At 71.2% G+C, this 23,551-nt stretch carries 22 protein-coding genes; 6 read left to right on the top strand and 16 right to left on the bottom strand.

From position 1 onward, the window contains the following. Window positions 1-3 precede the first annotated feature (3 nt). Window positions 4-1,029 (top strand): ABC transporter substrate-binding protein, encoded by a 1,026-nt coding sequence (locus tag B0I32_RS39210; RefSeq protein ID WP_245956303.1) that lies wholly within the window; start codon window positions 4-6, stop codon window positions 1,027-1,029. Continuing rightward, a complete protein-coding gene (gene betA / locus B0I32_RS39205) occupies window positions 1,026-2,657 on the top strand; it encodes a choline dehydrogenase (RefSeq protein ID WP_106248339.1) in 1,632 nt (543 codons plus the stop codon). The genes B0I32_RS39210 and betA overlap by 4 nt, the downstream gene beginning before the upstream one ends. 7 nt (window positions 2,658-2,664) lie before the next feature. On the opposite strand, the gene B0I32_RS39200 is transcribed toward betA, so the two are convergent. Both B0I32_RS39200 and B0I32_RS39195 read right to left on the bottom strand, forming a co-directional pair. Beyond that, a complete protein-coding gene (locus tag B0I32_RS39200; RefSeq protein WP_425438133.1) occupies window positions 2,665-3,522 on the bottom strand; it encodes an ABC transporter permease in 858 nt (285 codons plus the stop codon). Next, entirely contained in the window at window positions 3,519-4,490 is a 972-nt protein-coding gene (locus B0I32_RS39195; RefSeq protein WP_106248337.1) for an ATP-binding cassette domain-containing protein, read from the bottom strand. The genes B0I32_RS39200 and B0I32_RS39195 overlap by 4 nt, the downstream gene beginning before the upstream one ends. Before the next feature lie 80 nt (window positions 4,491-4,570). Between B0I32_RS39195 and B0I32_RS39190 the strand changes: the two genes are divergently transcribed. Next, entirely contained in the window at window positions 4,571-5,362 is a 792-nt protein-coding gene (locus B0I32_RS39190; protein ID WP_106248336.1) for a TetR/AcrR family transcriptional regulator, read from the top strand. Here B0I32_RS39190 and B0I32_RS39185 read toward each other — a convergent pair. Then, entirely contained in the window at window positions 5,354-5,803 is a 450-nt protein-coding gene (locus B0I32_RS39185; protein WP_106248334.1) for a MarR family winged helix-turn-helix transcriptional regulator, read from the bottom strand. The genes B0I32_RS39190 and B0I32_RS39185 overlap by 9 nt on opposite strands. A gap of 76 nt (window positions 5,804-5,879) precedes the next feature. Between B0I32_RS39185 and B0I32_RS39180 the strand changes: the two genes are divergently transcribed. Then, window positions 5,880-6,701: a nitroreductase/quinone reductase family protein gene (locus B0I32_RS39180; RefSeq protein WP_106248332.1), complete on the top strand. Its 822-nt coding sequence runs from the start codon at window positions 5,880-5,882 to the stop codon at window positions 6,699-6,701. A gap of 37 nt (window positions 6,702-6,738) precedes the next feature. Here the strand turns inward: B0I32_RS39180 and B0I32_RS39175 are convergent, their stop codons facing one another. From B0I32_RS39175 to B0I32_RS39145, 7 genes are all read right to left on the bottom strand, one after another. Continuing rightward, the gene (locus B0I32_RS39175) at window positions 6,739-7,317 is read right to left on the bottom strand and encodes a GTP-binding protein (RefSeq protein ID WP_106248330.1); all 579 of its coding nucleotides are present in this window, start codon (window positions 7,315-7,317) and stop codon (window positions 6,739-6,741) included. After that, window positions 7,298-7,660 carry a DUF742 domain-containing protein gene (locus B0I32_RS39170; RefSeq protein WP_106248329.1) on the bottom strand — a complete coding sequence of 121 codons (363 nt, stop codon included), beginning with the start codon at window positions 7,658-7,660 and terminating at the stop codon, window positions 7,298-7,300. The genes B0I32_RS39175 and B0I32_RS39170 overlap by 20 nt, the downstream gene beginning before the upstream one ends. A 26-nt stretch (window positions 7,661-7,686) precedes the next feature. Beyond that, window positions 7,687-8,109, bottom strand: a complete 423-nt coding sequence (locus tag B0I32_RS39165; RefSeq protein ID WP_106248327.1) for a roadblock/LC7 domain-containing protein — start codon at window positions 8,107-8,109, stop codon at window positions 7,687-7,689. Window positions 8,110-8,130: 21 nt separating this feature from the next. Beyond that, window positions 8,131-11,193 carry a sensor histidine kinase gene (locus B0I32_RS39160; RefSeq protein WP_181308276.1) on the bottom strand — a complete coding sequence of 1,021 codons (3,063 nt, stop codon included), beginning with the start codon at window positions 11,191-11,193 and terminating at the stop codon, window positions 8,131-8,133. A gap of 222 nt (window positions 11,194-11,415) precedes the next feature. Next, window positions 11,416-13,641: a [protein-PII] uridylyltransferase gene (locus B0I32_RS39155; RefSeq protein WP_106248324.1), complete on the bottom strand. Its 2,226-nt coding sequence runs from the start codon at window positions 13,639-13,641 to the stop codon at window positions 11,416-11,418. 121 nt (window positions 13,642-13,762) lie between these two features. Then, a complete protein-coding gene (locus tag B0I32_RS39150) occupies window positions 13,763-14,101 on the bottom strand; it encodes a P-II family nitrogen regulator (protein ID WP_020546578.1) in 339 nt (112 codons plus the stop codon). Continuing rightward, window positions 14,098-15,411: an ammonium transporter gene (locus B0I32_RS39145; RefSeq protein ID WP_106248322.1), complete on the bottom strand. Its 1,314-nt coding sequence runs from the start codon at window positions 15,409-15,411 to the stop codon at window positions 14,098-14,100. The genes B0I32_RS39150 and B0I32_RS39145 overlap by 4 nt, the downstream gene beginning before the upstream one ends. A gap of 204 nt (window positions 15,412-15,615) precedes the next feature. Here B0I32_RS39145 and B0I32_RS39140 point away from each other — a divergent pair, with 204 nt between their 5' ends. After that, the gene (locus B0I32_RS39140) at window positions 15,616-16,548 is read left to right on the top strand and encodes an ABC transporter substrate-binding protein (RefSeq protein WP_245956302.1); all 933 of its coding nucleotides are present in this window, start codon (window positions 15,616-15,618) and stop codon (window positions 16,546-16,548) included. A gap of 66 nt (window positions 16,549-16,614) precedes the next feature. Here the strand turns inward: B0I32_RS39140 and B0I32_RS39135 are convergent, their stop codons facing one another. The 6 genes from B0I32_RS39135 to B0I32_RS39110 all read right to left on the bottom strand — a co-directional run bounded on the left by B0I32_RS39135 (window position 16,615) and on the right by B0I32_RS39110 (window position 22,950). After that, on the bottom strand, window positions 16,615-17,376 hold the full coding sequence (locus B0I32_RS39135) for an MOSC domain-containing protein (RefSeq protein WP_181308274.1): 762 nt from the start codon (window positions 17,374-17,376) through the stop codon (window positions 16,615-16,617). Between the two features lie 123 nt (window positions 17,377-17,499). Then, window positions 17,500-18,441 carry a sigma-70 family RNA polymerase sigma factor gene (locus B0I32_RS39130; protein WP_106248319.1) on the bottom strand — a complete coding sequence of 314 codons (942 nt, stop codon included), beginning with the start codon at window positions 18,439-18,441 and terminating at the stop codon, window positions 17,500-17,502. Window positions 18,442-18,507: 66 nt separating this feature from the next. Beyond that, complete coding sequence (hutI, locus tag B0I32_RS39125) at window positions 18,508-19,692, bottom strand: imidazolonepropionase (protein WP_106248317.1); 1,185 nt, start codon at window positions 19,690-19,692, stop codon at window positions 18,508-18,510. Continuing rightward, window positions 19,689-21,071: a formimidoylglutamate deiminase gene (locus B0I32_RS39120; RefSeq protein ID WP_106248315.1), complete on the bottom strand. Its 1,383-nt coding sequence runs from the start codon at window positions 21,069-21,071 to the stop codon at window positions 19,689-19,691. The genes hutI and B0I32_RS39120 overlap by 4 nt, the downstream gene beginning before the upstream one ends. Then, window positions 21,062-22,231: an allantoate amidohydrolase gene (locus B0I32_RS39115; protein ID WP_106248314.1), complete on the bottom strand. Its 1,170-nt coding sequence runs from the start codon at window positions 22,229-22,231 to the stop codon at window positions 21,062-21,064. Before B0I32_RS39115 ends, B0I32_RS39120 begins: the two co-directional genes overlap by 10 nt. Before the next feature lie 32 nt (window positions 22,232-22,263). Continuing rightward, the gene (locus B0I32_RS39110) at window positions 22,264-22,950 is read right to left on the bottom strand and encodes an SDR family oxidoreductase (protein ID WP_106248312.1); all 687 of its coding nucleotides are present in this window, start codon (window positions 22,948-22,950) and stop codon (window positions 22,264-22,266) included. A gap of 56 nt (window positions 22,951-23,006) precedes the next feature. Between B0I32_RS39110 and B0I32_RS39105 the strand changes: the two genes are divergently transcribed. Further along, window positions 23,007-23,537 (top strand): PadR family transcriptional regulator, encoded by a 531-nt coding sequence (locus B0I32_RS39105; protein ID WP_106248311.1) that lies wholly within the window; start codon window positions 23,007-23,009, stop codon window positions 23,535-23,537. Window positions 23,538-23,551: the final 14 nt, after the last annotated feature.

Raw genomic sequence — 23,551 nt, 5'->3', positions numbered from 1 at the left:
GTCATGACGGCGCGGCCCCGCCCCTGGGGCCGCGCGTCCCGGAGACCTCTGATGATGCGAACCAAGACGCTCGCCGCCAGGCACCTCGCCGGGCCCCTCACCCTGCCCCTCACCCTGCCCCTCGTCGGGCTCCTGCTCCTGACGGCCTGCTCGGGCGCCGAGCCCGAGACCGCCGCCCAGGCCAAGGGGACGGTCAACATCGACATCCACGCCTGGGCGGGCTACGAGGCCCAGGCCGCCGTGATGGCGCACCTGCTGGAGCGGGAACTGGGCTACAAGGTCAACAAGCGCCCCGTGAAAGAGGACCAGTCCTGGAAGGATTTCGAATCCGGCAAGGTCGACGTGATCGTGGAGAGCTGGGGTCACAACGATCTGAAGAAGACCTACATCGAGCAGAAGAAGGTCGCTCTCTCGGCGGGCCTCACGGGGAACAAAGGGGTCATCGGCTGGTACATCCCCGAGTGGATGGCCAAAAGATATCCCGGCATTACGGACTACCGAAACCTCAATAAGTACTCTAGCCTTTTCCGGACGGACAAAACAGGAACCGCCGGGCAGGTTCTGGACGGCGATCCGACCTTCGTGACGAATGACGAGGCGATCATCAAGAACCTCGGGCTGAATTACCGGGTCGTCTACTCCGGCAGCGAGGCCGCGCTGATCAAGGCCGCGCAGGAGGCGACGAAGAATCGGACGCCGCTGCTCATGTATTTCTACGAGCCGCAATGGCTGTTTACCAAGATCCGGCTGGTCAAGGTCTCGCTGCCGCCGTACGCGGTGGGCTGTGACGACACGGCGGCGAAGGTGGCCTGCGACTACCCGCCGTACCTGCTGGACAAGATCGTCAGCAAGCGGTTCGCCGAGACCGGCGGGAAGGCGTACGAGTTCGTCCGCAACTTCAACTGGACCAACGACGACCAGAACGCCGTGGCCAGTGACATGATCAACGAGAAGATGAGCGCCGAAGAGGCCGCCGAGCGGTGGGTCGACGAGAACAAGATCGTGTGGAAGGACTGGATTCCGCGTTGAGGTTCGACTTCGTCATCGTGGGCGGCGGCTCGGCCGGCTGCGCCCTGGCCAACCGGCTCAGCGCCGACCCTTCGACCTCGGTGCTGGTGCTGGAGGCCGGCCGGGCCGACTACCTGTGGGACGTGTTCATCCACATGCCGGCCGCGCTGATGTTCCCCATCGGCAGCCGCTTCTACGACTGGAAGTACGAGTCAGAACCCGAGCCGCACATGAACGGCCGGCGCGTCTACCACGCCCGCGGCAAGGTGCTGGGCGGTTCGAGCAGCATCAACGGCATGATCTTCCAGCGCGGCAACCCGCTGGACTACGAGCGCTGGGCCGGCGATCCCGGCATGAAGAACTGGGACTACGCCCACTGCCTGCCGTACTTCAAGAAGATGGAGAACTGCCTGGCCGACCCCGGTACCGACTTCCGCGGCGGTGAGGGCCCGCTCAAGCTGGAGCGCGGCCCGGCGCGCGGGCCGCTGTTCGAGGCGTTCTTCGCGGCGGTCCAGCAGGCCGGGCACCCCCTGACCGACGACGTGAACGGCTACCGCCAGGAGGGCTTCGCCGCCTTCGACCGCAACGTGCACCGCGGCCGCCGGCTCAGCGCCGCCCGCGCCTACCTCCACCCGGTGCGCCGCCGCCCCAACCTGACCGTCAGGACCCGCGCCTTCGTGGAGAAGGTGCTCTTCGACGGCGCCCGCGCCACCGGCGTGCTGTGCGGCGGCGAGCGCATCGAGGCCGGGGAGGTCATCCTGTGCGGCGGGGCCGTCAACACCCCGCAGCTCCTCCAGCTCTCCGGCGTCGGCCCGCGCGCTCTGCTCGAGCCTTTGGGCATCGAGATGGTGCACGACCTGCCCGGCGTCGGGGAGAACCTCCAGGACCACCTGGAGGTCTACATCCAGCACGCGTGCACGCAACCGGTCTCGCAGCAGCCCTCGCTGGCCAGGTGGCGCCGCCCCTTCATCGGCGCCGACTGGCTCTTCCGCCGGCGCGGCCCGGGAGCCACCAACCACTTCGAGGCCGGCGGCTTCATCCGCTCCAACGACGACGTGGCCTACCCCAACCTGATGTTCCACTTCCTGCCGATCGCCGTCCGCTACGACGGCTCGGCACCGGCCGGCGGCCACGGCTACCAGGTGCACATCGGCCCGATGTACTCCGACGCCCGCGGCTCGGTCCGCGTCGTCTCCGCCGATCCGCGCCGCAAGCCGGCCCTGCGCTTCAACTACCTGTCCACCGAGCAGGACCGGCGCGAGTGGGTGGAGGCGATCAGGCACGCCAGGGCCATCCTGTCCCAGCCCGCCTGGGCGGACCTGGACGGGGGCGAGTTGTCACCCGGGCCTGACGTGCGGACGGACGAGGAGATCCTGGCCTGGGTGGCCAAGGACGGCGAGACCGCGCTGCACCCGTCGTGCACCTGCCGGATGGGCACCGACGAGATGTCCGTGCTCGATCCGGAGACCATGCGGGTGCACGGCCTGGACGGGCTGCGCGTGGTGGACGCCTCGGCCATGCCGTACGTGACGAACGGCAACATCTACGCCCCCGTGATGATGCTGGCCGAGAAGTCCGCCGACCTCATCCTCGGCAACACTCCCCTGCCGCCCGAGCCCGTCGCATTCTACCGGCACGGATCGGCGTAAGGGGCGTTCAGCGGTCGAGGCGCTGGTACAGGCGGACCGACAGGGTGAAGAACAGCACCGTGATGACGAGCGGCCACACCACGGCCATCGCCACCGCGTGCTGCGCCACCCAGGAGTCCCCGCCCCACCCCGGGTTGCCGAACAGCTGCCTGGCCGCCGCCACCGTGGACGACAGCGGGTTCCACTCCGCGATCGTCCCCAGCCAGCCCGGCATCGTGCCCGGCGCGACGAAGGCGTTGGACAGGAAGCCGATCGGGAACTCCAAGGTCTGCACCGCCACCACCGCGCCGGGATCCCTGGTGAGCAGCCCCAGGTACATCCCCGCCCAGAGCAGTGAGAAGCGCAGGAGCAGCAGCAGGCCCACCGCTCCGAGCGCGCCGGAGAACGTGGCCGGGCGCCAGCCGACCGCCAGGCCGCAGGCCAGCAGGCCGGCCAGGACGAGGACCGAGTTGAGCAGATCGGCGACGGCCCGGCCGATCAGCACGGCCGAGGGCGCCATGGGCATGGAGCGGAAGCGGTCGGTGACGCCCTTCGAGACGTCGGTGCTGACGGCGATCATGGTGGCGCTCAGACCGAAGAGCATCGTCATGCCGTACATGCCGGGCATGAGGAAGGCGAAGTAGCCGGCCCCTTCCGGCACCTCCACCGCGCCGCCGAACAGGTAGCCGAAGGCCAGCGTGATGACCACGGGGAAGACCACCCCGAACACCACCGTCATGGGCTGGTTGGCCCAGTGGATCAGGTCCCGGCGGGCCACCGTCCAGCCGTCCACGAGCGCCCAGCGCAGCGACCCGGCGCTTATGCCACCGTCCGCCGCCGGCATCGTCTCCATCTGCCGCTCCCCTCCGCGGGTGATCGCGTTCATTCGCCGTCACCGCCGGCGGTCAGGCTCAGGAAGACCTCGTCGAGGGTCGGGCGGCGCACGGCCACGTCCTCGACCTCGATCCCGGCCGCCGACAGTGCCACCAGCACCTCCGTGAGCGCCTGGACGCGCTCGCGCACCGGCACACTCACGTGCCGGGTGTCCTGATCGACTTCCACCGCCCCGGCCGCAGCTCCATCCCTGGCACCGGCCGCGGCTCCGGATGCCGCGCGGCCGACGATCTCCGCGGCCTCCCCCAGCCGTTCCGGGTCGCGGATCACCACGTCCAGCCGGTCGCCGCCGAGCCTGGCCTTGAGCTCGTCCGGCGTGCCCTCGGCCACCACCCGGCCCGCGTCGATCACGGAGATCCGGTCCGCGAGGTGGTCGGCCTCCTCCAGGTATTGAGTGGTCAGCAGCACCGTGGTGCCGCCGGCGACCAGGTCGCGCACGGCCCGCCAGATCTCCGTGCGGCTGCGCGGGTCGAGGCCCGTGGTGGGCTCGTCGAGGAACAGCACGGGCGGCGCCAGGATCATGCCCGCCGCGAGGTCGAGCCGGCGCCGCATGCCGCCGGAATACTCCTTGGCCGGCCCCTCGTGCTCCAGGCCGAAGCGCTCCAGCAACTCCCCCGCCCTGGCCCGCGCCGCGGCGGCGCCCAGGTGGTAGAGGCGGCCGAACAACTCCAGGTTCTGCCGGCCGGTCAGGATCTCGTCCACCGCGGCGTGCTGCCCGACCAGGCCGATGCTGCGGCGTACCTGGCGGCGCTGCCGGACGACGTCGAAGCCGGCCACCTCGGCGCGCCCGCCGGTGGGGCGCAGGAGCGTGGTGAGGACGCGGACGGCCGTGGTCTTGCCCGCGCCGTTGGGGCCGAGCAGGCCGTGCACCGTGCCCTGGCCCACGTCGAGATCGATGCCGTCCAGCGCCGCCTTCTCGCCGTACGTCCTGCGCAGATCGCGCGCGAGTACCGCTGACATTGCCGCCTCCTCCACGTAGCGTACGCCGTACCGTACGCCATACGGTCGATAACGGCAACCGTACGGTGTACCGTACGAGGGTGACAGTCGAGTACTCCGGGAAAGGCGACCCGGCGCGCAGCCTGGCGCTGCTCTGGCGGACCAGCGAGCGGGCCAGCCGCAAGGGCAAGCCAGAGCTGAACGTCGACCGCATCGTGCGCGCCGCCATCGAGGTGGCCGACGCCGAGGGCCTTCAGGCGTTGTCCATGCGCCGCGTGGCCGAACGGCTGGGCGTGGGGACGATGTCGCTCTACACGTACGTGCCGGGCAAGCCGGAGTTGTTCGACGTCATGCTCGACACGGTGTACGGCGAGACCGCCAGGCCGGAGCACGCGCCCGGCGACTGGAGGGGCGCGCTCGACCGGATCGCCAGGGAGAACTGGGCCCTCTACCTGCGCCATCCCTGGCTGCTCCAGGTGGCGGTGAGCCGTCCCCCGCTCGGCCCCAACGTGACGGCCAAGTACGACTACGAACTGCGCGCCGTGGACGGCATCGGCCTGACGGACCTGGAGATGGACTCGGTGATCACCCTGATCACCGGCTTCGTGCACGGGGCGGCCAGGGGCGCGGTGGAGGCCGCGCAGGCGGAGAGCGCGACCGGGCTGACCGACGAGCAGTGGTGGGCCGCGCACGCGCCCTTCCTCAGCCGGATCGCCGACGCCGGCCGCTATCCCGTGGCTTCCAGGGTCGGGCAGTCGGCCGGCGAGGCGTTCAACGCCGCCTACAGCCCCGAGCACGCCTTCGAGTTCGGCCTGGAACGCGTCCTCGACGGCATCGAAACCCTGATCAACCGCCGCGCGCCGACGACCCGGTCGTCGCGTCCCTCAGCCTGAGACCGCGCGCTCGTAGGCGAGCAGGGTGTCCACGAACAGGCGCCGCTGCTCCGGCGTGAGCGGCTGGAGGGCCTGCCGCCACGCCTTGGCGCCGTAGCCGAGCCACTCGTTGATCGCGTCCTGGTGCCGATCGGCGATGCTCACGATCGTCCGGCGCCGGTCGGCGTCGTCCTCGCGCCGGTCCAGCACGCCCTTCCGGCTCAGCTCCCCCACCATCAGGCTGACGGTCGCGGGCGCCACCTCCAGCCGGGCCGCAAGTTCGTTCACCGTCATCGACCCGTCGAACAGCAGGTACGCCAGCAGCGACAGATGCCGGGGCGCCAGCGACAGCGCCTGCAATTCCTCCGGCACCTTCAGCCGTTTGGCCCGCCCCACCAGGCGCGGCATCAGCAGCAGCAACGTCCTGATCCCGTCGTCCACGCTCAAGCCGCCAGTTGACATGCCCAACACCTTGCTGTCTAAATTAGCTTTGCTTGCAAAGTAAATACGTCGATGGCCTCGCAAGAAGGGTAAGGGCATGACGAACGTCAACCAGCGGGTGATCGCGGAGTTCCGGGCCAACGCCGGCGAAGTGGGCGGCAGGTTCGCGGGCGTCCCGCTCGTGCTGCTGACCACGACCGGCGCCAGGACGGGCCGGCGGCACACCACACCCGCCGTCTACCTGCGCGACGGCGAACGCGTCCTGGTCTTCGCCTCCAACGCCGGCGCCGCGGCCCATCCGGCCTGGTACCACAACCTGCTGGCCGACCCGAAGGTCACGGTCGAGCTGGGCGGGCGGACGTTCACGGCCAGGGCGGCGCCGCTGCTCGGGGAGGAGCGTGAGCGCCTGTACGCCCGCCAGGCCGCCGCCGACCCGGCGTTCGCCGCGTACCAGGAGGGGACGGATCGGGTCATCCCGGTCGTCGCGCTCTACCCGGAGCGGGAGCGGCTGCGGGCGTTCGGCGCCGAGCTGGTACGCATCCACGAAGCCCTCAGGGGCGAGCTGGCGCAGCTGCGCGCGGGCGAGCGGCCGGCCGGCGACCTGCGGGAGCACTGCCTGGCCTTCTGCGAGGCGCTGACGTTCCACCACGGAGGCGAGGACCGGGTCGCGTTCCCGCACCTGGAGCAGTTGTTCCCCGAGCTGAAGCAGCCCCTCGACCGGCTGCGCGAGGAGCACGCCGTGCTCGCCGGGCTGATCGGGGAGCTGCGGCAGGCGGGCGATCAGGACACCATCGGGCGCGTCGCCGACGCGATGGAGGCGCATTTCGCCTACGAGGAGGAGCTGCTGGTCCCGGTGCTCGACTCGCTCGACGAGGTCCCCTGGGCGGCCCCGGCCCCGGCCCCGCGCCCGGGCGCCTGACCCACGAAAGCGCCGCGAGGGCCGGCGGACGGACCGGTTAGCGGACGGGGGCCGCGCGCAGGCGTACGACGTGCTCGACCAGCGAGATCAGCGTCGCCTTGACCGACTCGCGGCTGCGGGCGTCGGTGCGCACGATCGGCACGTGCGGCGAGAGCGCGAGCGCCTCCCTGACCTCGACGTCGGAGTGCGGGAACTGGCCGTCCCACCCGTTGACCCCGATGACGAACGGCAGCTTGGCCTCTTCGAAGTAGTCGATGGCCGGAAAGCTGTCGGCCAGGCGGCGCGTGTCGAGCAGCACCACGGCGCCGATCGCGCCGCGGACGAGGTCGTCCCACATGAACCAGAACCGGTGCTGACCCGGGGTGCCGAACAGGTAGAGGATCAGGTCGCGGTCGAGCGAAAGGCGGCCGAAGTCCATCGCCACGGTCGTGGTCTGCTTGTTCGGCGTCATGCCCAGGTCGTCGATGCCCGCGGACGCGTCGGTCATCACGGCTTCCGTGGTGAGCGGGAGGATCTCGGACACCGCCCCCACGAACGTCGTCTTCCCGACGCCGAACCCGCCCGCGACGACGATCTTCGTCGACGTGAGGCCGGGGCTAGAGCCTGCGTAGTCCACTGAGCACCCTTTCGAGCATGTTGAGGTCTGGCTGTCCCTGGCTGAGGCGTGGCTGGTGCAGGCGGACGAGCCCCTCGTCGGACATGTCCGCCACGAGCACCCTGGCCACGCCCAGCGGGACGCGGAGCAGGGCCGAGATCTCGGCGACCGACCGGAACGACCTGCACAGCTGCATGATGGCCTCCTGCTCGGGGGTGAGCATGGCCATCTCGTCGTCCGGGATCGACATGGACGAGATCAACGTCTCCATGGCGAGGTGATAACGCGGCTCGCTACGGCCACCGGTCACGGCGTAAGGACGGAACAGGGGTTCTTCGTCCCCGGTGCCGTCAGTGCCGTACACGGCCCTCTCCCATCAGTTCCATCACATCACCGGGACCTGGCGGCCTGAAGCTCCGCGCGAAGGGCCGGTGTCAGCGCTTGTCCCGCTCTGTCTACCAGCAACGTCATCTGGTACGCCACGAGGCCCATGTCACAATCCGGACCCGCCAGCACCGTCAGGACCGAGCCGTCGCTGATCGCCATCACCAGCAGCAGGCCGCGCTGCATCTCGACGACGGTCTGCGTCACCGCTCCGCCCTCGAACACCCTGGACGCACCCACGGTCAGGCTCAGCAGACCCGCGGAGACCGCGGCGAGCTGGTCGGCCCGGTCGGGCGGGAAGCCCTCCGAGGCGGCCAGGCAGAGCCCGTCGGCCGAGACGACGACGGCGTGCGCGACACCTGGGGTGTTGCGTACGAAGTCGGTGATCAGCCAGTCGAACTTGTGCGCCTCATGGCTAAGGGTTGTCACGCATCCTCCCCGGCGGGACGCTTACTCACTCTGTTCCTCCTGTCCACGTACTTCCTGGCGGCCCCGTCGTACACCTTGCTGGTAGCCGGCCATCCTGGCGCGCATCCGGTCGGCTGAGACCGGAGGCGCGGGGGCCTGCCGCTGGGGCTGCTGCGCCTGTGCGGGCCGGTTCGCCGTGCCCGGCACCAGGTTGGCCTTCGGGGTCCGTTTGGGCAGCCCGGCGGCGGTGACGCCGCCGAGACTGGGTTCGCTGGCCGCGGCCGCCGCACGCCATCCGGCGTCCGCGGCCGTACGCCACGCTTCCTCCCCAGAGGGTACGGCTTGCGCCGGTGTGGCCTCACCGGTGGTCGCCGTCTGGGGCGGTGCCTCCGCAGGCGGCCGGCGGAACCAGGCCGACTCCACCGAGGCGAAGATCGGCAGGAACTCCTCCTGCTCCATCGGCGACATGTCGACCGACGGGGCCCGGTCCGGCCCGCGCACGTCGTTCGTCGAGTACGACGGCGCCGGTGGCGGCGTCTGGAACGCGCCATTACCAGATCGCGGGGAACCCGCGCCGGGGTACGAGGGGTAGGTTCCCGAGTCGAACGTGCCCTGCTGCCTGCGGTAGGAGCCGCCGTCGGTGTCGGCGGTGAAGCCGCCCGGCCCCGGACGTCCCGGGTCGGAGTTGAACGCTCCGAACGCGGGCCCGGGCGTCCCCTGCGCCCTGTCGTCCTGGCTGTCGCCCCGGCGCGGACCCGGCCGCCGCGCGGGTCCTGTGTCGGACGTGCCGGGGCCCGTCCGGCCGGGCCCGCTGTTGTACGGGCCGCTGTCGTAGGAACCGTTGTCGAACGAGCCGTTGTCGAACGAGCCGGGCCCCTGGCCGGAGGGCGGGGCCGCGTGCCGCGGCCGCCCGTTGTCGGCGGAGCCGGGGCGTGGCGGGGCCGGGGCGTCGAAGGCGCCGCGACGCTGCTGGCCGCTGTCGAAGCCGCCCGGCCTGGGCTGCCCGTTCTCGAACCCGCCCGGCTGCTGCTCCCCGTTGCCGTGGCCGCCCGGCCGCGGCACCTGCCCGATCTCGAAGGAGTCGAAGCTGGCGAACGAGCGGAACGTCCCGTTCGGCGTGCCCAGCCCGTTGGCTCCGGGAGCGCCGGAAGCGGCGGGCTGGCCGGGCACGGTGCCGCCGCCGAAGGCCGGCCGCTGCGGCAGCGGCTGCTGCTGCGTCCCGTCGGCGATCAGCGTGGGCGGCAGCAGCACCATGGCGATCAGGCCGCTGCCGTCGCCCTTGCGCAGCTGCACCCTGATGCCGTGGCGCAGCGCCAGCCGGCCGACCACGAACAGGCCCATGCGGCGGGAGACCGACACGTCCACGACGGGCGGCTCGGCCAGGCGGCGGTTGGCCTCGGCCAGTTCGTCCTCGGTCATGCTGATGCCGGAGTCGGTGACGGACAGCAGCGCGCCGCCGCCCTCGATCAGGCTGCTGGTGACCGTGACCTGGGAGTTGCTCGGGGAGAACTGGATGGCGTTCTCGACCAGCTCGGCGACGAGGTGGACCAGGTCGTTGGCGCAGCTGCCGAGCACGGAGGTGGCCCGGTGCACCTTGACCTGGACCCGCTCGTACCCCTCGACCTCCGACAGCGCGGCGCGGACGACGTCGACCAGCTTGGCCGGCTGGCTGCGCCGGCGGGTGGCCTCGTGCCCGGCCAGGACCAGGAGGTTCTCGGAGTTGCGGCGCATGCGGGTGGCCAGGTGGTCGAGCTTGAACAGGTCGGAGAGCCGGCCGCCGTCCTGCTCGCCCTTCTCCAGGCCGTCGATCAGCGAGATCTGCCGCTCGACCAGCGTCTGCGTGCGGCGCGAGAGGTTGACGAACATCGAGCTGATGTTGCTGCGCAGCTCGGCCTCCTCGCCCGCCAGGCGCACGGCCTGCCGGTGCACCTGGTCGAAGGCCCTGGCCACCTCACCGATCTCGTCGTTGCCCTCGACCTCGATCGGCTGCACGTCGCGCACGGCCGCGTCACCGCTGACGCGCAGCTGGTGCACCACGTCCGGCAGCCGGAAGCCGGCCACCTCCAGCGCCTCGGTGCGCAGCCGGCGCAGCGGGCCGACCATGGAGCGGGCGATGGCGACGGTGAGCAGCAGCACGACCAGCAGCAATCCGAGGATCAGGGCGCCCGCGAGGATCGCGCTGGTGATCTCGGACTGGCGCAGCTCCTGGCTGCGCAGGTTCACCTTGTCCGCCATCTGCTTCTCGATGCCGTGCAGCACCTCGATGGCGTTGGTGTTCTGCTTGAACCACTGGTCGCGCTCGGCGTTGGCGGAGATCAGGTTGTCGGTGATCGTGGCGCCCGGCTGCCGGCCGCTGACCAGCGTGACCGCCCGCGACTTGGTGAGCTGGACGTTGACGTAGTCGTTGTTGGAGGTGAGCGCCTTGGACAGCTCAAGGCCGACCTCGACGCCGGCCTCGGCGCCGACGGTGCCGATGTCGCGCTGCTGGCGGGCGTTGGAGGCGATGAACTCCTCGACGTCCTTGGCGCCGACCCGCCTCGACTCGTAGGAGGCCTGCAGCAGCTTCACCCGCTGCCGGGACATCTCCTCCTTGGCCGAGGCGAGCGCGCTCAGGGCACGGAACTGGCCGACGATCTGGGAGTCGTCGGACATCAGGGCCAGCTCGTCGTGCAGCTTGAGCAGGGTGTCGGTGAGGAAGTCGTACCGGATGGTGTTGACCTGACCCTCGGTCCTGATCTTGGCGAGCCGGCCCAGGTCGTACTTGGCCTGTTCGACGGCCTTGACCACACGTGGCCCGTAGGAGTCGTCCATCGTGTTAAGGTCGGCTCTGACGGTCTTGATCAACGTGTCGACGGACGCCTTGCGCTGGGCGTACGGGTTGGCCAGAGCCTTGCGCACCGAGCGGCTCGCGCCGATCCAGCCGCCCGTGTCACGCTCCAGCCCGATGGCCTGCACCAGGTCACGGATGCGCCCGGCCTGCTCGGCCGCGGTGGCCGTGCGGTCGTAGACGCCGATGCTCTGGACGGACCCGACCACGCGTGCTCCCCCGAGCACGACGCCGGCGATGGTGGGCACCAGGATGAGGGCGGTCAGCCGCCATCTCACGCGCCAATTCCGCAGCCCCAGCCGTGGCAGAGACCGCTGCCCGCGATCCCTTCGTGTGGCTGGGTCGCTTCCCGCACTCCCCGTAGTCACCGCTCCCGCTACCCCTCAATCGTCCCGTCCGCCACGGGCCATAAGCCGTCCACAAGGTATCCGCAGCAACTGACTTAACAGGCATATCGGACACAATCGTTACAAACGTGACCGTAGTCGATGTGTTGTTGGTTATCGCAGTGCGGCCAGGACTTGATCGCGGACTTGAGCCCTCTGCGCGTCGTCGCTGAGGGGGCGACCCGCGCGGTCCACAACGTAGAAGACGTCCACCGCCTCCGCGCCGAGAGTCTCCACGCGAGCGGCCCTCACGTCAAGACCACACTCACCGAACGCACGCCCGATGCGCCACAGAAGTCCCGGCCTGTCATGGGCCCTGACTTCCACCACGGTAGCGGTCGCGGAGGCGTCGTCGACCAGCGTCACCCGAGGTGGGGCCACGGGTACGCGGGGCGGCCTGAGCGAGCGGGTGCGCCGGGCCAGCCGCTGCTCGATGTCAAGACGGCCGGCAAGGACGAGACGGAGATCGGCCTCCAGCGTCGCGGGGTCGGGCGGAGAGCCGTATTCGGGGATGACGGAGAACTCGATCACCGCCGTGGAGCCCGCGGACGCCGACGAGGCGGAGCGCACGACGAGCCGGTGGGCCGACAGCACCCCGGCGGCGCTCCACAGCAGGCCCACCCGGTCGGGGGCGACGACGGTGACCGCTCCCCCGTTGACCCGGACGGCGCCGCCGCCGTGCCGGGCCAGCCCGGCCTGCTCGGGCGAGAGCGTGGGCGGCTTGGGCGGCGGCGAGCCCGCCAGCACCGACCTGACCCGGCGGACGAGGTCGGCGACGAGCCCCGCCTTCCAGGCGTTCCAGGCGGCGGGACCGGTCGCGTTGCCGTCGGCGACCGCCAGCGCGGCCAGCAGGTCGAGCACCTCGCGGGTGCCGACCGTGGCGGCGACCTTCTCGATCGTCACGGGATCGTCGAGGTCCCTGCGGGTGGCGGTCTCGGGCAGCAGCAGGTGGTGGCGGACGACGACGGCCAGCGTGTCGATGTCCGGCGCGGGCAGGCCGATGCGGGTGGCGATGTCGCGGACCACGACCTCGCCGGTCGCCGAGTGGTCGCCGGGCCAGCCCTTGCCGATGTCGTGCAGCAGCGCGGAGATCAGCAGCAGGTCGGGGCGGGAGACCTCGCGGGTGTGGCCGGCCGCGTTCGCGGCGGCCTCGATCAGGTGCCGATCGACCGTGAAACGGTGGATCGGGTTGCGCTGGGGACGGTGGCGTACCCGCTCCCAGTCAGGAAGCAGCTTGACAAGGATGCCCGCCTGGTCGAGCTCCTCCCACACGGGCACGGCGGCGCGGCCGGCGCCGAGGATCGACACCAGCGCGTCGCGGGCCTCCTCGGGCCACGGCACCGGCATCGGAGCCGACTGAGCTGCGAGGACGGACACCGTCGCGGGCGCCATCGGCAGCCCCGAGTCGGCCGCCGCGGCGGCGGCGCGCAGCACCAGGACGGGGTCCTTGCGCGGGTCGGCGCCCCTGGCCAGCACCACCTCGCCGCCGTGCTCGACCACGCCGTCGGCCAGCGGGCGGCGGCCACGGGGCGCCGGGCCTGACAGCAGTCGGTCAACGGTGCGCCAGGTGGCGTCGAAGGCGTGGGAGACGGTGCGGCCGGCCTCGGCGAGGCGGCGCATCAGCGCCTCGGCGTCCAGCAGCCCGAGCAGCCCGGCCACGGCGTCCTGCTCCTGCAGGACCAGCCGGTCGGTGCCGCGGGCGGTGACGACGTGCAGCGCGTGCCGCACGTCGAGGATGAACTCGTACGCCTCCCGCGCCCGCGGGCCCGGCGCCGAGGCGACCCAGGCGGCGGCCACGGCCTGCATCGCCTGGACGTCGCGCAGCCCGCCGCGGCCGTCCTTGATGTCTGGCTCCAGGAGGAAGGCCAGCTCGCCGCTGGTCTGCGCCCGCTTGTCGGCCGCCTCGCGCAGCTCACCGAGCCTGCGCCTGGAGTCGGCGCGCCATTCGGCCAGCACCGACTCCCTGGCCTTCCTGGTCAGGTCGGGGTCGCCGGCCACGTGCCTGGCCTGGATCAGGCCGAGCACGGCCTTGAGGTCCTGCCGGGCCACCGAGACCGCCTCGTCCACCGTGCGTACGGAGTGGTCGAGGTTGACCGCCGAGTCCCAGATCGGATACCAGATCCGGTCGGCGATCCTGGCCACGTCGGGCCGGCCGTTGTGCAGCAGCACCAGGTCGAGGTCGCTGCCGGGCGCCAGCTCACCCCGTCCCAGGCTGCCGACGGCGACGAGCGAGACGTGCTCGCCGTCGCTCGCCGTACGGAAGAGATCCTTCAGCCAGCGGTCGGTGTCCGCGCCCCGCTCCTTGCGGGCCGCGGCGTACGAACGGGCCTCTCCCCTCACTGCTGTGCCCCCTTGCCGAGCTCCGCCCGGACCCCGTCGTCCGGGCATCGCCGCGGATCCGTCGTGGAACCCCTGTCGTGCTCCGCCCTGACGCCGTTGTCAGGGCTTCGCGTCTCCGACGTCACAGGGCTTCCGGACCCCGTTCTCCCGTGCGCACACGGATGACGGTGTCGACCGGCACGGACCAGACCTTGCCGTCGCCGATCTTGCCGGTGTGAGCCGCCTTGACGATGACGTCGATCACGTCCTCGGTGTCGTCCTCTTCCGCGAGGACTTCGAGGCGCACCTTCGGCACCAGGTCCACCTGGTACTCGGCGCCGCGGTAGACCTCGGTGTGGCCGCGCTGGCGGCCGTAGCCGCTGGCCTCGCTGACGGTCATGCCCTTGATGCCGAACTGTTCGAGGGCGGCCTTCACATCGTCGAGCTTGAAGGGCTTGATGATGGCGGTGATGAGCCTCATGCGTCCACCTTCTTCGTGGCGGGAGCGGTGACGGGGCCGTTGGGGGAGCTCACGCCGGAGGCGTGGACGGTGCCGAGGTCGTAGCCGGTCTCGGCGTGCGAGGTGATGTCGATGCCGGTGACCTCGTCCTCGGTGGAGATGCGGAAGCCCATCGTCTTGTCGATGATCTTGCCGATGATCCACGTGAGGATGAAGGAGTAACCGCCGACCGCGACGGGGCCGAGCACCTGGAGGCCGAGCTGGCCGAAGCCGCCGCCGTAGAACAGGCCCTCGCTCTGCTGGTCGAGGAAGGGGTAGGCGGCCAGGAAGCCGAGGGAGACGGCGCCGACGACACCGCCGACCAGGTGCACGCCGACCACGTCGAGCGAGTCGTCGTAGCCCAGCTTGTACTTCAGGCCCACCGCGTAGGCGCAGATCGCGCCGGCCAGCAGGCCGATGACCATCGCGGCCCAGGGGTCGACGAAACCACAGGCGGGGGTGATGGCGACCAGACCGGCCACCGCGCCTGAGGCGGCGCCGAGGCTGGTGGCGTGGCCGTCACGCAGCTTCTCCACCACGAGCCAGGCGCCGACGGCGACCGCGGTGGCGACCTGGGTGTTGAGGAAGGCCAGGCCCGCCGTGCCGTCCACGGCCAGCTCGGAGCCGGCGTTGAAACCGAACCAGCCGAACCACAGCAGCGCCGCGCCGAGCAACACCAGGGTCAGGTTGTGCGGCCGCATCGGCTCCTTGCGCCAGCCCTGCCGCTTGCCCAGCACCAGGGCCAGTGCCAGTGCCGCCGCACCGGCGTTGATGTGGACGACCGTGCCGCCCGCGAAGTCCTCGATGCCCATGGTGTTGAGCCAGCCGGTGCCCCACACCCAGTGGGCGACGGGGAAGTAGACGACCGCGGCCCAGATCACGGTGAACAGCATCCACGCGCCGAACTTCGCCCGGTCGGCGATCGCGCCGCTGATCAGGGCGACCGTGATGATGGCGAACGTCATCTGGAAGGCCGAGAAGACGAGACTCGGCATGCCGGTGCCGTCGTCCTTCGTCGCGGTCTCCACCAGGCTCTGCAGGCCGAGCGCGTCGAAGCCGCCGACGAAGTTGTTGAGTGCTGCGCTGGGGTTGTCGGTGAAGGCCAGGGAGTGCCCGAAGAGCATCCAGGTGATGGTTACGGTGACGATGGCGCCGAACGACATCATCATCATGTTCAGGACACTCTTGGCCCTGGTCATGCCCCCGTAGAAGAACGCGAGGCCCGGAGTCATCAACAGCACCAACGCGGTGGCCGCGAGCATCCAGGCAGTCGTGCCGCTATCGATCTTCACGACGCGACCCTCCTTACATGTGACGTGTGGCCACAGCGTGTTCGGCCGGGGTTTCGTGGCTCGACCAGGCGTGTTTCACATCTGTGAATCTCGCCACACGGGTGTTTCGGCTACGTTTCGGGCATCTCACCGCACGCATTTGGGCAACGCTGAATCAGACATGCCATACTTAGGATTGCCTAACCTAACGATCAAGGAATGCCCATGCGCCTCCGCCTGGCCGTCGCTGCCATGCTGCCCGTGTTAGTCCTCACCGCATGCGGGAGCGGCACCACCGCGTCCCAGGAAGCGGGCCCCACCCGTACCGTCAAGCACGCCATGGGCGAGACCAAGGTGCCCATGACGCCGGCCCGGGTGATCGTCCTCGACACCGACAAGCTCGACACGATGGTCTCGCTCGGGCTCACCCCCGTCGGCGCTGCGCAGGCCCAGGAGAACCAGACCTGGCCGGAGTACCTCGGCCCCGCGCTGGCGAACACCAAGCCCGTGGGCACGCTGCAGCAGCTCAACATCGAGGCCATCATGGCGCTCAAGCCGGACCTCATCCTGGGCAGCAAGTTCCGCCAGGCCGCCTTCTACGACAAGCTCGCCAAGATCGCCCCCACCGTGTTCACCGAGCGGGTCGGCATCACCTGGAAGGACAACTTCCTGCTCGACGCCGAGGCGCTGGGCAAGAAGGAGCAGGCCGAGCAGCTGCTGGCCGCGTACGGGACGCGGGCCAAGGAGGTGGGCGCCAAGTTCGCGAAGCTCCAGGTGAGCATCGTGCGGTTCATGCCGACCGAGATCCGCATGTACGGCCCCGAGTCGTTCAGCGGCATCGTGGTGGGCGACGCCGGCATCCCCCGGCCTGAGGCGCAGCAGCTGGCCGACCAGGACGACAAGCGCTTCGGCAAGCTGAGCCAGGAGAACATCGCCAAGGCCGACGCCGACGCCGTCTTCTACACCGCCTACGGGGAGGCGGCGGCCAAATCGCAGGCCACCGTCACAGCGGGGCCGCTGTGGAAGAACCTGGCGGCGGTCAAGTCGGGCAACGCGCACAACGTGGACGACGAGATCTGGATGACCGGGATCGGCGTCACGGCCGCCGGCAAGATCCTCGACGACCTGGACAAGTACCTGACACCGCTCACGAAGTAAGGCGTCGCCGGGTGGGCCCGGGCACGCTCTGACATGGGGCGTGCCGGCGGGCCTCGGGCCGGCCGGTCACGCGAGGCGTACCGGATCGCCCCTTCTCACGAGGCCGGGGCGGAGCACGCGCGCGTAGACGCCCGCGCAGGCCTGGTTGTCCAGGTCGAAGACCGTGACCCGGTTGTGCCTGGCCACGGTGCGCAGGGCGTCGGCGTCGCGCTCCAGTGACCCGTGCGCCAGCGTCGGCACGGCGCAGCGCGGGCTGGGCACGATCACGTGCAGCACCACCTCCGCGCCGATGTGCAGCTCACGCCCGGCCCAGTCGTTCTCCACGAAGCCGTCCGGCTCCGTCGCGATCACCAGGTTGGGCCGGTACCGCAGGGCCTCGACGGAGCCGCGCGGGCCGAGCGCGCCGATCCGCTCGACGGTGGAGGTGGTGATCAGGTGGAGCGGCGCGAAGTCGAAGAACGTGCCCTCGGGCGAGCCCGAGCCGAGCACGGTCGTGGTGTAGGGCACCTCGGCCTCGATGCCGTCGGCCAGCACCCGCTCGGGCACCGACCGTTCGAGGTGGGCGCCCTCCGGGGGCACGTCGATCAGCCTGACCTCGCGTCCGAGCAGCTCCGACAGCTCCGCGTCGCCCGGCGCTCGTGCGCCCTCGATCGCCAGCAGCCCGCGCCAGAGGCGGGGGTTCTTGGCGCTGGCGATCTTCCCCGTCGCGACGTCGAGCACCGCCCGCGCCCGGTCTCCGGCGAGCCCCCGCTCGCCGACCTCGCTCTCGGCGAGCTCTTCCCCCAGCATCGACTTGACCGGATAACGGCGCAGCGTCTCGACATGCATGCCGGAAAGCTTACGGCTCCCCCGAATCCCCCTGAATCACCCGAGCCCTCGCGGCTCGCTGCCTCACGGCTCCCCCGACCCTTTACGGCTCCCCCCGGAACCGCGGCGGTGTCGTGCGGCGGCTCAGGCGGCCGCGGTGGCCATCTTGCGCAGCCGGGCCAGGGCGTCGCGTTCGATCCGGCGGGCCCGGTCACGGCCGATGCCGTAGCGTTCGCCCACCTCCGTCAGCGTGTGCTCGCGCCCGTCGACCAGCCCGTAACGCCAGCGCAGCATCTCGCTGGTGACCCCTTCGAGCCCGGTGAGCCACTGGTCCAGCCGCTCGCGCTCCAGGATGTCGATGGCCTGCTGCTCGGGGTCGGCCCAGGTCTCGTCGGCGATCATGTCGCCGAGCTCGGTCTCGTCCTCGTCGCCGACGCCCAGTTGCAGCGAGACCGGGTCGGAGGCCCAGCGCCGCAGCTCACGGACCCGCTCGATGGGCAGGTCGAGGATCTCGGCGAGATCGTCGTCGGTCGGCTCGGCGTCGAACTCCGCCAGGATGTCGCGCCGCACCCGCATCAGCCGGGTCATCTGCTCGCCGGCGTGCGTCGGCAGGCGGACCGGACGGGCCTGCTCGTGAATGGCCCGGCCCACCGACTGCCTGATCCACCACGTGGCGTAGGTGGAGAACTTGTAGCCCCGCCGGTAGTCGAACTTCTCCACCGCCCGGACCAGCCCCAGGTTCCCCTCCTGGACCAGGTCGATCAGCGGCATCCCCCGGCCGGAGTATTTCCTGGCCACCGCCACGACCAGGCGCAGGTTGGCCTGGATGAACTCGTCCTTGGCCCGCTGGCCGGAGATGGCCAGACGCTCCAGCTCCTCGTCGGCCGCGTCCCCGATGCGCGGCTCCGTGCCCCCGCTGTCGAGCAGCTGTTCGGCGAACAGGCCCGCCTCGATCCGCTTGGCGAGCTCCACCTCTTCCTCAGCCGTGAGCAGCGGGACCCGGCCGATCTCGGCCAGATATGTCCCCAGCAGGTCGCGATCAGCGACGTGCTGCTCCTGCGTGCGACTCCCCGTAGGCCTTGCCATCCCCAGGCACCTCGTTCCGCAGCTGCATACTTACCCGGCCAACGTCCGAGCAGGGGCAAAGATTCCCTAAAGCACTACGTCTGCGGGATGGTTCTGGATGTCCTCCTCAAGGAGGAGACCACGGTGAAACACCTGGTGAACGAGGGGAACGCCGGGCCGGTAGGCCAGGTGCACGTAGGAAGGGGCGTCGAGGACGACGAGGTCCGCACGGGCCCCGCGCCTCAGCCAGCCTACGTCCGTACGGCGCAGCGCGCGTGCCCCTCCGTACGTCGCCGCCCTGATCGCCTCCAGCGGCGTCATCCGCATCTCGCGCACGGCCAGCGCCACGCAGAACGCCATCGACGAGGTGAACGACGAGCCGGGGTTGCAGTCGGTAGCCAGCGCCACGGTCGCGCCCGCGTCGATGAGCCGCCGCGCGTCGGGGTACGGCGAGCGGGTGGAGAACTCGGCCCCGGGCAACAGCGTCGCCACCGTCCCCGAGGAGGCCAGCGCGTCCACGTCGGCCGCCGTCAGGTGGGTGCAGTGGTCGGCCGAGGCCGCCCCCAGCTCGCAGGCCAGCCGCACCCCGGGCCCTTCCGTGAGCTGGTTGGCGTGCACGCGCACCCCGAGCCCGGCCTTGCGCCCGGCGGAGAGGATCTCGCGCGTCTGGTCCCCGTCGAAGGCCCCGCGCTCGCAGAACACGTCGACCCACTTCGCGTAGGGCGCGCACGCTTCGAGCATCTCCCCGGCCACGAGCCGCACGTAGGAGTCGGCGTCCGTGCCGGCCGGCACGACGTGGGCCCCGAGGAAGGTGGTCTCGTCGGTCAGCCCGGTGGCGATCTCCAGCGAGCGCCGCTCGTGCTCGACGGACAGCCCGTAGCCGCTCTTGATCTCCACGGTGGTGGTGCCCTGCGCGAGCATCTCGCCGACCAGGGCCCGCGCGCGGGTGGCCAGCTCGGCCTCGCTCGCCCGGCGGGTGGCGGCGACCGTGGTCCTGATGCCGCCCCCCGTGTACGCCTCCCCTGACATGCGCGCCTGGAACTCGGCCGTCCGGTCACCGGCGAAGACGAGGTGCGCGTGGCTGTCCACGAAACCGGGGATGACGGCACGCCCGCCGGCGTCCACCCGCTCGTCGGCGTCGGGCGCCTCGGCGGCGGGGCCGGTCCAGGCGACCAGGCCGTCCTCGATGACGAGCGCGGCCCCGGGGATCTCCTCGCGCTCGGGGTCGCCGGTGTAGAGCAGCCCGATCCCGTCGATCAGCGTCGTGGTCATCGCCGCTCCCCCCTCGCCGTTCCTGTCACCGTTTCTGCCACCGTTTCCGGCGCTCCCGTCACCGCCGCTATCGCCTCGGCCAGCAGGCGGCCGACGTCACCGAGCACGTGGCGGCCGTCGGCGACCACGCGCCGCCCGCCGGAGACCACCGAGTGCACGTCGGCCGCCGTCGCCGCGTACACCACCGCCTCCAGGTCAGGTGCGCCGGCCGTACGTACGGAGTCGAGCCGGAGCGTCACCAGGTCCGCCCACGCGCCGGGCACGAGCAGGCCCGCGTCGGGGAAGCCGAGCGAGGTGTGCCCCTCGGCCGTGGCGGCGCGCAGCAGGTCGGCGGCGCGCCAGTGCCCGCGTCTCTCGCTGGCCAGCCGCTCGTTCAGCTCGACCGCCCTGGCCTCCTCGAACAGGTCGATCACGGCGTGGCTGTCGGAGCCGAGAGTGATCCGCGCGCCCCGGTCGGCCGCGGTCCTGGCCGGGCCGATGCCGTCGGCGAGGTCGCGTTCGGTGGTGGGGCACATGCAGATGTAGGTGCCCGACTGCGCGAGCAGCTCGATGTCCACGTCGGTCAGGTGGGTGGCGTGCACGGCGGTCGAGCGCGGCCCCAGCGCCCCGCGTTCGTGCAGGACCTGGACGGGCGTGGCGGCGTAGCGTTCGACGCAGGCGGCGTTCTCGGCGCGCTGCTCGGAGACGTGCATGTGCAGGGGCGCGGCGTGGCGGTGGGAGAAGTCGGCCACGACCTGCATCTGCTCGGGCGGCACCGCCCGCACGGAGTGGATGGCGGCGCCGATCTCGACGTCGGCCTGCCCGTCGTAGGCGGCCTGCAGCCGTTCGGCCCTGACCGCCCAGCGCTCGGCGTCGCCGTCGCTGAAGCGCAGTTGCGGCCCGGCGAGCGGCGCGCCGATGCCGCCGGACACGTAGCAGGTGTCGAGCAGCGCGATGCGCAGCCCGGCGGCGCGGGCGGCGCGGACGAGGGCGTGCCCCATCGCGTTGTCGTCGCCCGGGTACGGCCGCCCGTCGCGGTCGTGGTGCAGATAGTGGAACTCGCCCACGCACGTCACCCCGGCCAGGGCCATCTCGGCGTAGACCGCGGTGGCCAGGCGCTGGTAGGAGCCGGGGTCGAGCCGGGCGGCCACCTCGTACATCCGCTCGCGCCAGGTCCAGAAGTCGCCCTTGCCCTCCTGGGTGAGGCCGCGCAGCGCGCGGTGGAAGGCGTGGGAGTGGGCGTTGGCCAGGCCGGGGACGGTCAGCCCTGGCAGGCGCTCGGCGTCGCCTGGCGGGCCCTGCTCGACGCGGGTGATCCTGGCGCCGTCGATCTCCACGAGCACGTCGCCGGCGACCCCTTCGGGCAGCCAGGCCCGCTCGCACCAGTAGGTCAGCGACACAGATCCTCCAGCACGTCCGCGAGTGCCACGACTCCCGCCTCGCAGTCTGCCCGCTCGGCGTGCTCCTCGGGCGAGTGGGACACGCCGGTGGGGTTCCTGACGAACAGCATGGCGCTCGGGACGCCAGCCGCCGCGAGGATCCCGGCGTCGTGTCCCGCGCCGGTGGGCAGGATGGGCGCGGGCGTGTCGCCGCCGGCCACCCGGGCCAGCCGGTCGCGCAGCGCCTCGGCGAAGACCACCTCGGGCGTCCAGGACTCCTCGCGCACCTCGCTCGCCTCGCCGCTCAGTTCCGCGACCAGTTCGCGCACGGCCGCCGCGTCGGCCCCGCGCGCGTCGAGCCAGGCGGTGACCAGGCCGGGGATGGCGTTGGCGCTGCCGGGCGAGACGCGCGTCCTGCCGACGGTGGCCACCACGCCGAGCCGCTGAGCCGCCTGCCTGGCCGCCAGCGTCATGCGGGCGAAGGGCAGCATCGGGTCGTCCCGGTCGGCCAGCCGGGTGGTGCCGGCGTGGTCGGCCCGGCCGCGGAAGTCGAGCCGCCAGCGGCCGTGCGGCCAGATCGCCCCGGCGACGCCCACCGGGCGGTCCTCGGTCACGAGCCCGCGCCCCTGCTCGACGTGGAGCTCCACGAAGGTGGCGACGGTGGCCAGCGTCTCGTCGTCGCGGCCGGCCTCGTGGGGTCTGCGCCCGGCCCGCCGCAGCACCTCGGCCAGCGTGTCGCCGTCGTCGTCGGTGAGCCCGAGCGCCCGGTCGGGGGAGAGTGCGCCGGTGAGCAGCCGCGAGCCCATGCACGGCACGCCGAACCTGGCGCCCTCCTCGTCGGTGAAGCAGGCCACGCCCAGGGGCACCGAGGGCGTCACGGCCCGCTCCTTGAGCAGGTCGAGCGCGGCGAAGGCGGACACGACGCCGAGCGGGCCGTCGAAGGCGCCGCCCTGGCGGACCGAGTCGAGGTGGCTGCCCGTCACCACGCCCGGGCGCTCGCGGGACGGGCTCCCCCACCACGCCCACAGGTTTCCGTTGCGGTCTTCACGCAGGTCGAGGCCCCTTGCGGTGGCCTCGCCGGTGAACCACTCGCGCAGCTCCAGGTCGGCGGCCGACCAGGCGTCCCGCAGGTAGCCGCCGGTCTCGGGATCTCTTCCAATGGGGGCCAGTCGCTCAAGCATGGACCCCACTGTAGTGAATGGATCCATTCAGTTCAGTTGACGGGACCCCCTCGGGGCCGCACGGTCAGCTCGGTGAGGTGCGCGTCGGGGCCGGCCATGACCGCCGCGAGCAGGGCCCGCGCCACGGTCTCCGGTTCGAGGTACTTCTCCGGCTCGAACGCGCCGCCCTCGTACGCCCGCACCTCCCGCTGCATGTCGGTGGCCGTCCGCCCCGGATAGACGGTCGTGACCCGCAGCTCAGGCTCCTCCAGCCGCAACGCGTCGGCGAAGGCCCTCAGCGCGAACTTGCTGGCCGCGTAGGACGCCCAGTGGGGGTTGGCCCGCTGGCCGGAGCCGGAGTTGACGCAGACGACGTGGCCGCCGGCCCGCCTGAGCGCGGGCAGCAGCAGCCTGGTCAGCTCGGCGACCGCGATCACGTTCAGCTCCATGGTCTGCCGCCAGGCGTCGGCCGGCTGGTCGGCGATCCGGCCGAGCCGGCTCATCCCGGCGCTGTGCACCAGCACGTCGAGCCGCTCGACGCCGGCCACGTCGGCCGCCGTGACCCGGGTCAGCTCCACCGGCCAGGGGCGCGCTCCGGGCAGGTCGGCCGCCAGCGCGGCCAGCGCCCGCTCGTCGCGCCCGCCCAGGATGACGTCATGGGTCGGGGCCAGCGCCCTGGCGACGGCCGCGCCGACGCCCCGGGAGGCGCCGGTGACCAGCGCCGTCGGTCGTTCACTCATGGAGGCAGCTTATTTGACCTTGACGGATACTCAAGTTTGTATACAAACTTGAGCACATGTCATCGACACGGATCCTGATCCTCGGCGCCCTGCTGGACGGCCCCATGAACGGCTACGGGGTCCGCCGCCGCCTGGAGGTCATGGGCATCGAATCCTGGACCAACGTGGCGTTCGGCTCGATCTACCACGGCCTGAGCAAGATGGCCGACGAGGGCCTGCTGGAGGTCGTCGAGGCGGGCAAGGGCGGCAAGGTCGTCTACGCCCTGACCGACCTCGGCCGCGAGGAGTTCCACCGGATGCTGCTCAAGGCGTGGCACGAGCTCAAGCCCATCGTCGACCCGTTCCAGGTGGCCATGACGTTCATGGACCGGCTGGAAAAGCAGGAGATATTGACGGCGCTGCGTGGCAGGATGTCCCAGCTTCGGATGTACGTCGAAACCTTGGGACACATGACCGGCGTGAAACACGCCCACGGCGCCCCTGAGCACGTCAACGAGAACCTCGCCCTGCAGCGGGCCATGCTCCAGGCCCAGCTCGACTGGGTGGAGAAGGCGATCCCGCGGATCGAGGCCGACGAGTTGCCATGAAGGAGCTGACATCT

Source organism: Nonomuraea fuscirosea, from assembly GCF_003001935.1.
In the GTDB taxonomy this organism is placed as follows: Bacteria; Actinomycetota; Actinomycetes; order Streptosporangiales; family Streptosporangiaceae; genus Nonomuraea; species Nonomuraea fuscirosea.
This window is presented reverse-complemented; position numbering and strand designations above follow the sequence as displayed.